This window comes from Phycisphaerae bacterium (assembly GCA_024102815.1).
In the GTDB taxonomy this organism is placed as follows: domain Bacteria; phylum Planctomycetota; class Phycisphaerae; order UBA1845; family UBA1845; genus JAGFJJ01.
On sequence record JAGFJJ010000014.1, the window covers coordinates 207,196 to 219,439 of the forward strand.

Annotated in this window: 6 protein-coding genes; 4 read left to right on the forward strand and 2 right to left on the reverse strand. The window is 62.4% G+C overall.

From position 1 onward, the window contains the following. Positions 1-133: 133 nt before the first annotated feature. A complete protein-coding gene (locus tag J5J06_04955; GenBank protein MCO6436416.1) occupies positions 134-1,042 on the forward strand; it encodes a hypothetical protein in 909 nt (302 codons plus the stop codon). On the opposite strand, the gene cysK is transcribed toward J5J06_04955, so the two are convergent. Further along, positions 1,018-1,905: a cysteine synthase A gene (gene cysK, locus J5J06_04960; GenBank protein MCO6436417.1), complete on the reverse strand. Its 888-nt coding sequence runs from the start codon at positions 1,903-1,905 to the stop codon at positions 1,018-1,020. The genes J5J06_04955 and cysK overlap by 25 nt on opposite strands. 421 nt (positions 1,906-2,326) lie before the next feature. On the opposite strand from cysK, the gene J5J06_04965 reads away from it, so the two are divergent. From J5J06_04965 to otsB, 3 genes are all read left to right on the forward strand, one after another. Further along, positions 2,327-2,926: a CIA30 family protein gene (locus tag J5J06_04965; GenBank protein ID MCO6436418.1), complete on the forward strand. Its 600-nt coding sequence runs from the start codon at positions 2,327-2,329 to the stop codon at positions 2,924-2,926. 268 nt (positions 2,927-3,194) lie between these two features. Further along, a complete protein-coding gene (locus tag J5J06_04970) occupies positions 3,195-4,658 on the forward strand; it encodes a DASS family sodium-coupled anion symporter (GenBank protein MCO6436419.1) in 1,464 nt (487 codons plus the stop codon). Positions 4,659-4,798: 140 nt separating this feature from the next. Then, entirely contained in the window at positions 4,799-6,379 is a 1,581-nt protein-coding gene (gene otsB, locus J5J06_04975; protein MCO6436420.1) for a trehalose-phosphatase, read from the forward strand. Positions 6,380-6,546: 167 nt separating this feature from the next. Here otsB and J5J06_04980 read toward each other — a convergent pair whose 3' ends face one another. Then, positions 6,547-12,045 carry a hypothetical protein gene (locus J5J06_04980; protein ID MCO6436421.1) on the reverse strand — a complete coding sequence of 1,833 codons (5,499 nt, stop codon included), beginning with the start codon at positions 12,043-12,045 and terminating at the stop codon, positions 6,547-6,549. Positions 12,046-12,244: the final 199 nt, after the last annotated feature.

Sequence of the window (12,244 nt, forward strand, 5' to 3'; positions counted from 1 at the left end):
GGCGGACTCGCCCAGCAGCGTTGCAGGGCTTTCCTCGGCCGTCCCCGGACATGCCTCCGCCATTCCCCCCGGGCGCGCTGATGAGCTATAATCCCGGGCATCGGGATGGCGCTCTCCACCACGGGAATTACAGATGACCCTGACGAAGGAACTTCGCGGTTGGACACTCCCTGCAATGCTCGCAGGCTCTCTACTGCTCGTGGGATGCTCGGGCACCCTGCCTTGGCCGCCCAGTCCCCTGTACGAAACGCCCACGAACGATCCCGACTGGCAAGCCCCTGCAAACAAGGCGGAGGCGATGGCCACCATGGCAGGACACTACGCCCACTACGACATCGTCGCCTACGAGGGTGAGACCGCCAACGGTCCGCTATCCAGTTTTGTTGTTTCGTACGGATTCACGGACCTGGTCATCGAAGACGGAGAGCTTGTCGCCTACGACAGCTTCTGCCACGCCGAATATATCGCCAATCAGCCCTTCGACACGATTTTCTCCGATGCTGCCACGCAGGCCATTCAGCCGCCTGGTGCAATCGTCGACGTGTACCGGGAGAATGGCGCATGGAAGATCTGGCGCCCCGCGACGCCGACACTCAACGGCATCGACGGCGATCCGAGCGTGCCGCTCTCGATGGACCGCGACGATCCCCTCATCAGCGACGACGACAACGACGGGAAGCCGGGCGTAACGGTTGTCGTCATATTGTTCGGATTGATTCGTGGGGAAATCTACATTGCCCGGCGAGATCTTCGCGAACGAGTTGACGCTCTACTCCGACGGCAGTCTGTGGGGCAATGTCGTCGACGACTCGGAGCAGCTCGTGATCGGCGCATCGCTCGCGATTCTGGATACGCCCAGCAATCCGCCGCAGCGGCGCGATCCCGGCCTGAATCCGATCATTCTCACACCGGTCTCGCCGGACATCGATACGTGCGAAGAACTCATGGCGCTGCGCGATGCGCTGTTCCCGCCCGAGCCCAGGTTCTAGGGCTGCACGAACCTCCGCCCTGCGTGCGTTACAGGAGTGCCGTACTGAAGTAACGTTCGGCTCGATCGGGCAAGACGGTTGCGATGTTGCCGCTGATGGTCGCGGTCAACTGACGTGCGGCCCACACGTTGGCACCCGACGAGATCCCCACCAATAGCCCGTGCTGTTGACCGAGTTCCCTGGTCGTCTTGATGGCGTCTTCGTCGGTAACCTCGATGACGTCATCGATCATCGATACATCGAGGATAGCCGGAACGAAACCGTCACCGATCCCCTGAATCTGGTGCAATCCCGGTTCGTGACCGAGCAGCGCCGAGACATTCTTGGGCTCGACCGCGACCAGCCTGATCTTCGGGTTGTGCTCCTTGAGGAATTTCCCGACGCCTTGCAGCGTACCACCGCTCCCCACGCCGGCGACGAAGCAGTCCACCTGGCCCTGAAGCTGACGCCAAAGCTCCGGCGCCGTCTGTTCATAATGCACGCGGGGATTGTCGGGGTTCTCGAACTGCTGCGGCACGAAGATCCGCGGATCGCCGGCGGCCATTTCACGCACCAATTGGACGGAGCCGGGAATCCCATCCTTGTCCGGTGTCAGGATCAACTCGGCACCCGTCGCTTTGATGAGCTTTTTGCGTTCGACACTCATTCCCTCGGGCATGACGATCCTGACGGTGTACCCTTTCATTCGTCCGACAAGAGCCACGCCGATGCCGGTGTTGCCGGACGTCGGTTCTACGATGATGGACTCCCCGTTGAGGCGACCGTCACGCAAAGCTCCCTCCAGCATGCTGACGGCGATGCGGTCCTTGATACTCCCCCCGGGGTTGAGGAACTCGGCCTTGGCGAAGATCGGCTCTCCGTGGAGCTTGATGATCGGCGTGTTGCCAATCAGGTCGAGTACGTTTTCGGTAAGCATCGATTCCCCCTCCCCTCCTCCGCACCGCGCGACTGGTCCGGGCAAGTATCCGCGAAGTCCAATCTCCGGGTCGCGAGGCCCGAATGACGGTCACGTAGTCCAACATTTTCGAAACCGAGGCGACCCATTACAAGGCTTCTTGGGCCGCCCCCCTTTTGGGAGTATCAACTTTATGCCCTGAATTAATCGGAAGTCACGCAGGGGCGACGGTCCCAGAAGAGCCGCTATCGGGGCCCGCACGGGCGATTTCCGTTCGCTGCCTTCTGGGTCCGCCCCCCCCGGGAACCCGCCACGGAAAAAGTTTGTACAGCTTGACGGAAATCTCGGTGGTCAAGCGACCCGGAAGCCACAATAATCTCACCGGTATCCAACCCCACAAATCGGATGGGCCATTCGGACGTACGGGATGGAGCGGATGACGATGAGCACCGCATTGGCAGTCTGGTTGCTTGTAGTCACGCCGGGAGCCGTTGATCATCGGGGCCCGGCCCAAGGGCAGGTGACGATGAGTGAGCGCTTATTGTTTGCGTTTGATGTTCCGGACGCGGCCCGGAAATGGGTGCCGGTCAATGACACCGTCATGGGCGGGGTGTCCACCAGCACCTGCCGCGTCACGGAATCCGGCACGCTGCAATTCAACGGGGAAGTCTCTCTGGCGAACAACGGCGGATTCGCGTCGATTCGCACGGGCACGAGCTCGCTCGATCTCTCGTCCTATGACGAATTCGTCCTGCGTATCCGTAGCGACGGAAAGCGCTACGCCCTGAGCGTCTCAACTGATTATCCCATCGCGGCAGGCGCCTACTACTTCAACCTCAAAGCCGATGCCGGGGAATGGCGCGAAATTCGCGTGCCCTTCCATTCCTTTCAGGCCCGCTCGTTCGGCCGGCGAATTCCCGGCGCACCACCCATGAACACGGCGGATATTCGCGCCGTCGGATTCATCATATCCGACAAACAAGCCGGACCGTTCCTTCTTGAAATCGACTGGATCAAGGCTGCATCCCGACAAGGCGATTGAATTGCACGGGCGGAGGAAACGGGCTCGGCGGTCCGCCCGGCCTTGACCTGTGGCTTTGTTCGTGCTCTAAACGCCGTGTCGGCGATTGTTAAACGCCTTGAAGGTCGATCGGTGCCACCGGCGTCGATCTCACTCCACCGGCTGATTGAGCTTGTCTACGCAGCCGCCCATGGTCCGCCTGGAGCCTGCCGCTGCCCTCCCGTGGCGGTCGAACATTCAACGAGTTGGACTCCTCCTCGGGCCTGTCCTCTTTGCGCTCGCTCTTTCAATGCCAAACCTTGCCGGGCTCCAGGCTCAAGCAGCCGAATCCCTGCAGCTTCCTCCCGATCACGAGAACGTGCTCCACGTCGTACACGGTGCACGTTCAACATTGGCGCTTTGCCTGCTGATGATCACCTGGTGGGTGACTGAGGCCGTGCCGATCCCCGTAACGGCCCTGCTTCCAGGGTTACTCCTCCCCACCATGGGTGTCGTTGGCATCGAGAACGGTCGGCCCCACGTCTTCACGAGCAGGGTGGCATTCGCGGGCTACGCCAATCCCGTCATCTTCCTGTTTCTTTCGGGGTTCCTTCTGGCCGCGGGAATGCGAAAGTCGGGCGTGGACCGGCGGATTACCTTGAACTTCCTTGGCATGAAGCATGCCGCGCGCAACCCGGCGTCGTTGCTCCTGACCGTGATGGCCACGACGGCGTTTCTGTCCATGTGGATCTCCAACACGGCAACGGCCGCCATGATGCTGCCCATCGGCATCGGAATCCTGCACACGCTCGGAGAGCGACCCGGTCAATCAAAATTGGGGTGCGCACTGATGCTCGGCATCGCCTGGTCCGCATCCATCGGAGGCATCGGCACGCTCATCGGCTCCCCGCCGAACGGAATCGCCGTGGGTATCTTGAGCGCCCGGAAGATCGCGACTGTCGATTTCCTTCAGTGGATGAAGATCGGCATGCCTGTGGCTGCTATTGGATTGGTTGCCGCATGGCTGGTCCTCTTGATCCTTTTCCGCCCCCAAGCGGAGATCTCCCAGGCCGCCCGTGACGAACTTCGCGAGCAGAAGAATTCGCTCGGACCCTGGTCCCGGGAGGAATTGGCCGTCGGACTCGTTTTCCTCCTGGTCGTCCTCTTGTGGACCAGCCAGCCGGCGTGGCCGAGTCTGTTCGGCGGCAAAGTCCCCGGCGTTCTCGAACATATCGGCGTTTACGAAATCGGTCTGGCCTGCGCCATGTTGCTCTTCATCATCCCGATTGAGACGAATACGTGGCGATCCGTGCTCGAATGGCCGGACAGCAGATATGTTGATTGGGGAACGCTGCTGCTCTTCGGAGGCGGAATCGCGCTCTCCAACGCCATGTTCGCGACGGGCCTGACCAAATGGCTGGCCGGCGCCCTCGTCGACTCCATGGGTTGGGCCGGGCCCCTCACGAGCCTCGTCGCCATCATTCTGATGATCGACTTTCTAACCGAGATCACGAGCAACACGGCCGTGGCAACCATGATGTGCCCCATTCTCATCGTCCTGGCGCCGCGACTCGAGCTCGATCCAACGCTGCTCTGCCTCGCGGCAGCCATGGCCTCGTCGTTGGCCTTCATGCTGCCGGTCGCCACGCCGCCCAATGCGCTGGTTTTCGGAACCGGTTACTTTCGCGTCATCCAGATGGTGCGATCCGGCTTTCTCATGAACCTCGTGGGATGTGCGATCCTTGTCGCAATCGTCTGCGTCCTGACGAAATAGACATCTTACGTCGCCCAGCACTCGTCCGGGCCTCAGCGACCATCATTCGTTTAGCGCAGGACCTTGTCCTCGTCCCTGTCGCGCACTAAAAGACTGTATCCGAACCGCGAAGCTTGTCCCGTAAACCTGGCGAGGCAACGATGGATTTCCGACGTCCCTGGAAAGCCGCAATCCTGGACATGGACGGCGTAATTACGCGCACGGCCAGCGTCCACGCCCGTGCCTGGAAACGAATGTTCGACGAGTTTCTCGCGAAACGCGGGGACGGCGAGTCGCGGCAGCCTCCTTTTGACATGGATAGCGACTACCGCCGTTACGTCGACGGCAAGCCCCGTTATGACGGCGTGCAAAGCTTCCTCGAGGCGAGGGGCATCGAGCTGCCTTGGGGCAACCCGCAAGATTCAACCGGCACGAATTCGATCTGCGGACTGGGCAACCGCAAGAATCACATCTTCCAGGAAGTGATCAAGGAGACGGGTGTTGACGTGTTCGAGGACGCCGTCGAACAGATCGACTACTGGAAAGCCAACGGCGTCAAGGTTGCCGTGTTTTCATCCAGCCGTAATTGCCGCCTGGTTCTGGAAGCGGCGAACTTGATCGACAAGTTTGATGCGCGCGTCGATGGCGAAGACCTGAAACGACGGAACCTTCGCGGCAAGCCTGCGCCGGACATGCTCGTCGAGGCCGCCAGGGAACTCGACGCCGATCCTGCCGACACCATCGTTCTCGAGGACGCCATATCGGGCGTTCAAGCCGGCCGGTCGGGCAATTTCGGCATGGTGGTCGGCGTTGCCAGGGAAAAGGGCGCGGAGGAAGATCTGCGAAGCGCGGGTGCGCACTGCATCGTCAGCGACCTTCGCGAGATTCGAATGACGCCCTTTTGCCCTCCGGGCGAGAATTGTCTTCTGCGGCCCTCGTCGGCCTCTGACCACGCCACATGGATTGTCGAGTGCATCGGGCAACGAAAACCGGCCATGTTCCTTGATTACGACGGCACGCTCACGCCGATCGTCCGCCGCCCCGAAGACGCCACGCTCGGCGAGAACATGCGCTCGATCCTGGTCCAATGGGCGCAGCACGCCAATGTCGCGATCGTCAGCGGGCGCGACCGCCAGGACGTGCAGTCTCTGGTCCGGCTTCCCCAGCTCTGCTATGCAGGCAGCCACGGCTTTGACATCCGCGGCCCCAACGGGCTCCAAATGCAACAGGAAGAGGCCGTGTCCGCCCTGCCGGCACTTGACGAGGCGGAGAGAAACCTCAGGGAAGTTGTTTCAGCCATAGACGGCGCGCGTGTCGAACGCAAGAAGTTCGCCATTGCCGTCCACTTCCGCGAGGTATCCAGCGAGAATGACATCCGTCAGATCGAGACTTCAGTCGACCAGATTGTCAGCCGTGCGCAGCACCTTCGAAAGCGTTCCGGCAAAAAAATCTTCGAGCTCCAGCCCGACGTCGAATGGGACAAAGGCCATGCGATTCTCTGGCTGATCAAGGCCATGAATGTCTCGGATCGCGCCAACGTCGTTTTCTACATTGGCGACGACGTCACCGATGAAGATGCTTTCCGCGCGCTTCGTCGCCAGGGCAGGGGTGTCGGAATACGGGTCGGATCGCCCGACGAAGACACCCTTGCGCTCTTCTACCTGCGCAACTGTGACGAAGTCGCTGCGTTTCTGGAAACGCTGCTCCGGAAGTTCCGGGAATCCGATTCCTCGCACGGTTGAGAGAAATTGGAAGTGCGGGGCGATCCCGACCATCCGCCCCACAGATCCAGCAGTCCCCTTTTCCCTCCCGGGCCGATGCGCGGGACGGATCCGACCGTCCGCCCCGCGCTTCGACGACTTCTTTCCCCATCCTGCCGCTTTCCCGACCTGTCTTGACCGGACCCGCGTTACGGCCACGGCGTCGGAACCGGGCACGCACCCTGACCCTGCGGACCCGGCGGGTTCGGCACGTTATACGGATAGAACTCCTTGCCCGAGCCGGTCGAGAACGCATTCACGAATCGCAGCACATCAGGGCCGATCACCACGAAATCGCAGACCTCCGGGTTGACATCCACCCAGCTCGCATGCGGCGCTGCCGGATTGGACGATGCGGCCTGGAACGCGGCGCTGATGTCAAAGCCGTTCATGACCGTGTTCGGGGGCGTCCATGACATCGGCGGCGTCGGGGGCGTTGTCGTCCCGTCGCCGGCCGCCGAGTACGAACCCACCGCGTCGCACCACCAACGTCCGTTGAGCGGAATGGGCACCGTCGACACGGTGATCGCGGACGTGAAATTCACGCCGTCCGTCGTCGCTCGAACTTCGTAGCTCTCCGCCGGCGCGATCAGGCAACCCGTCACGTGAATCACGGGCTCAATGCCGAAATCATACAGCGGCGGCGTCCCGTTCGAGCAAAGCCTCGTCAGCCCCTTCCCCACGACCGATGGCGGGGATGTCGCAGGCGGCGTGATGAACCAGGCGGTTCCTGTAGGCACGTGGGTCACACGGTAGCCGTGCATAGTGCCGGTATTGCCGGGGTCAGGACGGAATGAGATGTACCTGTTCTTCAACGTCGCGTGCGGATAACCCGTCGCGGGCAGCGGAGGCAGAAGCGGCCCGCCCGCCGTCGACGTGACCCGAAGCGCGAGGTCCCCGTTCAGCGGCGACCACCCCGGCGCGACGGTCGTCATGCTTACGGCCGAGTCATAGCGGTACGGCAGCCCTCTCGCCGCCTCTTGCCATCTCCAGATTGCGGGATCAGCCGGGTCGTTGGCCAAGGCGATCACGCTCAACCAGTAGACGCTACCCTGCTCCTGCAGGAATGGTTCAGCCGCCGGCAGGTCGTACTCGTAGAGGTAGATCGGCGCGCCTTCCGGATTGATCAGGCATGTCGGCACCTCCGCTACCTGCACTTCGGCCGTCCACAGCGGTATGCCGGGCATACTGAAGTTGAATGGCGGATTCAGGTGGGCCGGAATGTCCGAGAAGATCGTCAGGGCGAACGCTCGAATTCCGCCGCCACGAAGCTCTTGCCCCAGCGCATTGAGCTCGTAGTTGCCCCACCAGTGCAGATCGGTAACCACCCCGCCCTCGCATCGCCAGTCATCCGCCAGGGTATTCGGCGGTGCCGGCGGGGCTTCGTGGGCATGGTATCCCGGCCATGCCGGGTTCGGTGGCTGTTCCCACTTGTTCCCGGACGACCGGTTGGATGTCAGAACAAAGGACGTATCCCACGACCGCCCTTGCAGATCCGTAATCGGCTCGCCGAATACAAACGTTGCGCCGGGACCGGGCACCGTTGGGTCGAAGATTCGGACCGCGTCGTCGTTCCACCGCGGTTGCCGTGTCTTCCAACCCCAGGGGAAATCCATCGGCGGCGTGTCGTACATGGCCGCAATACTCAGCCAGTACACCGTGCAGGCGTTCTCCTGGACAAACCAATCCGCCTCGGGAATCTCGAAGTCGTAGCGGTAGCATCCGTCCGGACCTTGCATGAAATCGGGGTGGAAATCGCACGCCACCGGCTGCTCGTTGAGCAGCTGACGATCGACATACCACTCTTGGATCACCATGCCCGGATGGCTGTAAGGGAACTGATTGCCCGGGTCATGGACCGAAACGTCTGTCCAGATGGCGATGTGAAACATCATCGGAGCTTGCGGAGGCGGCATGATATCCGACCATCCACTGTACGAGCCCCACCAGTGGATGTCCGTCACGGGCCGACCGTCGAGACACAGCCAGTCGTCCGCAACAACCGGTCCGAATCCGAACAGCGAGACTTCGTCCCATCCCCAGAAGCATTCCGGAGTTGGCGAGGTCGGGTTGAACGTCGGCGGCTGAGACCACTTGATGGCACTGCAGATCACCCCTTGGCAGTTGGGCGTTCCCGGGCCCTGCGGGTCGCCACCCCGGGCAACGCAGTCGTTATGACCCGTCTCGACGCACCGGGCGTCCGGCAGGCAGCAAGCCTGGCAAACGGCATTTGCACAAGTCGAACCCAGGCCCTGCGGTGTCCCGCCGATCTCCGCGCAGCAGACGGGATCAAGCATGACGCACGCACCGCCCGACAGGCAGCATGCCTGCGGTGCGGTACAGGTATCCGCGGCGTGGAATACTCCGCCGAGGTCGGAGCAACAGCTTTCCGGCAGTGCGTCGCAAACCTCCGGCAGCGAATCACCGTTGCTGTCCCAGCAGCACGCCCCGATCGGATCACATGTTTCACCGACGTGGAATGAAGCGCCGGTCATGGCCAAGCAGCAGTCCTCGGCCATCAAAGCGCAATCCAGACCGGGCAGACCGGTCGGATCCACGTAACAGCATGCACCGTCCGGCGCGCAATCACCGCCCGTCGTGAAAGTCCCACCGAGCATCTGCTCGCAGCAGATCAGGTACGTTGTGGTGCAAGTCTCCGCGACGCCGTCGCCGTCGGAGTCATAGCAGCAGGACCCCTGCGGGCCGCAGGTCGTCCCATCGCCCATGTAGGTACCGTTTTGGTTGGCGCAATCGACGGAAGTCGTGTCGATGCAAGTGCCATCCGGCAGGCAGCACGCCCCGGTTGCCCCGACACATTGGCAGGACAATTGCGTACCGTTGACCACCTGCGTGCAGATTTCCGGAAGCGGGCAGCTACCTACGCAAGCTGGAGGGCCTCCCGTCGGGTCAGGCTCGATGTGACAGAGATTGGGGTCACGGCACTCGCACTGGATGACCACGAACACACCGGGCGCCGTTTCATTCATCAGGACGGGAACGCAGACGTCCTGCGGATTCGGGCACGGAACGGGCATGCAGGCCTGTCCGGTGGGGTCGGGCTCACAAACCGGTTCTTCCTCTGCTTCCGAATCCAGCGCATTCAGCTCGTCAGGCACATCGGCCAGATTGCCCGAGGGACCCGGTGGAATGAACGACCAGTTGCCTCGATCCAATCCCAGCATCCGCTCCTCGAACCAAAGATAGTTCTGGCCCAGCAGCAGCCCCGTTCCTTGGTCTACCTGCATTTGCCCCGGCGGCGGGAACATGTCCGTGTAGAAGATATCGCCGGCCTGCTCCATCACGCCGCTGCCCTGGAATCCGGCGCCTGCCAGTCCCAGTCCATCCACGCGGCACTCGAAGTCCACCGCCGTAAACAGAAGACCGATCGATCCGGCATCCACGGAGAAGCCGACGATCGCGTCTCCTGGACCGAGCAATGGAAGTGTAAAGCCGTAGCCCATGCTGCTGCCGGTCGGTGACTCCGGATCGAAGTTGATCGCCGCGTCCGTGATGCGAAACTCGAGGTCCTCCACGGGAATCAGCAGCCGGACGATCACCGCGTCGAGATCGTCGTGCGGCATCAGTCCAAGCAGCCCCTCGTCGATCAGGAGCATGTTCGTCTTCATGCCCGCGAACGGTGTGCCCGGAGGCATGGTTACGGCCACGAACAGGTCGCCCGAGGCCCCTTCGACCGGGCTGTTCACCTGGGCCGCAACGGCGCTCCCGAGCGCGCCGGTCGTTCCGCGATCGACGGAGAAGATGATGGGATTCCCGTTGATCGGCTCATGATTCGTCGTGTTCGGATCGGCCAGATCCGGTGGTAGGAGCTCCCTCACGCGATCGTGCGTATTCCCGGATTGCGCCGGAATCCCTCCGATCAACGTATTCGTCCCCACGTGTTCCATGGCGTCGAGATCGTCCTCGAACTCCGGTGGAGGCGGCAGCGGCCGCGGGGCCAGGAGCGCCATCAGTGCATCATCATGATCGAGGAAGTTCACGGCCGGCGCCGTAAACGGCGACGCAAAGAACACGTCTCCCGCGGCTTCCCCGTCGCTGCTCCATGCCTGGGGCCCTATCGTCGGATCGGCCGACCCCGCCGGACCGGCGGGCAGCGTCAGGAACCCCGCCAACGTAGCCTCGTTCCGGAGGGCGGTCGCCTGCAGCCCGACCGCAAAGGGATCGACACTGAAATAGAACGTGATGGGTAACCCACCCGATGCAACCACGGGCTCCAGGAATCCGGGCGCTCCCGAACGTCCTTCCCACAGTTCAGCGTATACCTCGCTGAACCCGCCCGGAATCGGCTGCTCGTCACCGTTGAACCAATCCTCGCCGAACGAGTAGGCGTTGATGTTCGACAGGCCATGCACCAATCCCATGGCATCGGCGCGGAGAATCTGATTGTTCGTGCCCGAAGGACCGGCCGCAGGAATACGGTCCGGCTCCGACTGGAAGATCTCCGCTTCCGGCGATTGCGGTGCCAGGAAATAGTCGTTCACGTCGCCGATTCGCACCGTCGCGATTCCCGGCGGTTGAGGCGTCGGCGGAAGGCGAACCGTCCCGTACGGCCCCGTCCCCGGCGGCGGCGCCGGTCCCCAGGGTGGATTGAAATATGGGGTTCCGGGCACCGGCGGTCCGTCGAACGCCGGGACGCCCGTATTCATTCCGTTAACCGAGAAACTGACCGGTCCGTGTTGACCCGACGTCCCGCTTGACGGCTTCGGGGCCACGCTGAGATTGTGCCAGTAATTCCAGGCCGCGCCCGGCGGACCTCCCGGCGGCGGAATGGGCGTGGGCCCACCGACCCAGGCGGCATTCTCATCCACCACGAAGAACTGCGATTGCTGAATATTGAATCCGGCCGCCGAAGCGTAGCCCGATGCCGTGGGCGTCGCCGCGGTCACGCCCACTTGGGTGAGATCGATCGTGATCGTCGTGGGAACCCACCATTGAATCGGCGCGGGCGCCGCTCCCACGCTCCACTGCCACGACCGGATCAATCCGTTCACATCCTGTACGCCGAACGATACCGCGTTGATTTGGTTGCCCATCATGTCGAACTGCGGCGCGGTCACCGACACGGTCACGATGGCGTTGGACAGATCGACCGGTCCCTGGGCCAGCGGACCCGTGCCGTAGTCATAGCGCCAGGCGCTGGAGAGGGAGTCGATCGGCGCCCCGTCAATGCAGGTAATGCCGTTGCAGTAGGCGTTCGGGTGCCACTCGCAATGGTCCCACCCCACGCCCATCATCATGCATTCGGCCAAACCGAAATCGCCTTGGTCGCACGTCGAATCGGGAGGATTGTCGTTCCAGCAGTGGCAGCAATTCAGCCCGGGGGATGACCACATCATCACCAGCCCGGGATAGGGTGGATAATCCGGATTCGTTCCACCCGGCCAGACGTACAGTAACGGCGGGTAGAACACGTTATCCGGGTACGGATCTCCCTGACCGAACGCCTGCCACTGCGCCATGTAGTCGTCCCAGGACACGGAATCCATCGGAACGACCTGCCCCGAGGACATGGCGTCAGCCCAGTCCTCGCCGCCAAGATAGAAATAGGGTTCACCCCCAGCCGCTGCGGCCGCAGCCAGCAGTGCTGCCGCTGTCACGATGCACAGAAACCTGCCCTCACCCTTGCTCATCGCTGCACCTCCACAGACTTGCTTCCCGAGAAATGGCCGTCGGAATCACCACCCTGCCGCCGTCGCGGGGCCGGGGAGGCGCACCGCTCTGCACGGCTCAGTGAAACCGGGTGCCGGACTCGGCGGATTGATGGTGCCAGTAGCATGACACTCATTGCCGAGACGTCTCAGACTTGTCCCTGCCGCGGAGCCGGTCGAC

What these genes read in the sequence shown, in the direction of transcription:
- J5J06_04955 (MCO6436416.1), top strand. Translation starts at nt 134, where the DNA reads ATGACCCTGACGAAGGAACTTCGCGGTTGGACACTCCCTGCAATGCTC.
- cysK (MCO6436417.1), bottom strand. Translation starts at nt 1,905, where the DNA reads ATGCTTACCGAAAACGTACTCGACCTGATTGGCAACACGCCGATCATC.
- J5J06_04965 (MCO6436418.1), top strand. Translation starts at nt 2,327, where the DNA reads ATGAGCACCGCATTGGCAGTCTGGTTGCTTGTAGTCACGCCGGGAGCC.
- J5J06_04970 (MCO6436419.1), top strand. Translation starts at nt 3,195, where the DNA reads ATGCCAAACCTTGCCGGGCTCCAGGCTCAAGCAGCCGAATCCCTGCAG.
- otsB (MCO6436420.1), top strand. Translation starts at nt 4,799, where the DNA reads ATGGATTTCCGACGTCCCTGGAAAGCCGCAATCCTGGACATGGACGGC.
- J5J06_04980 (MCO6436421.1), bottom strand. Translation starts at nt 12,045, where the DNA reads ATGAGCAAGGGTGAGGGCAGGTTTCTGTGCATCGTGACAGCGGCAGCA.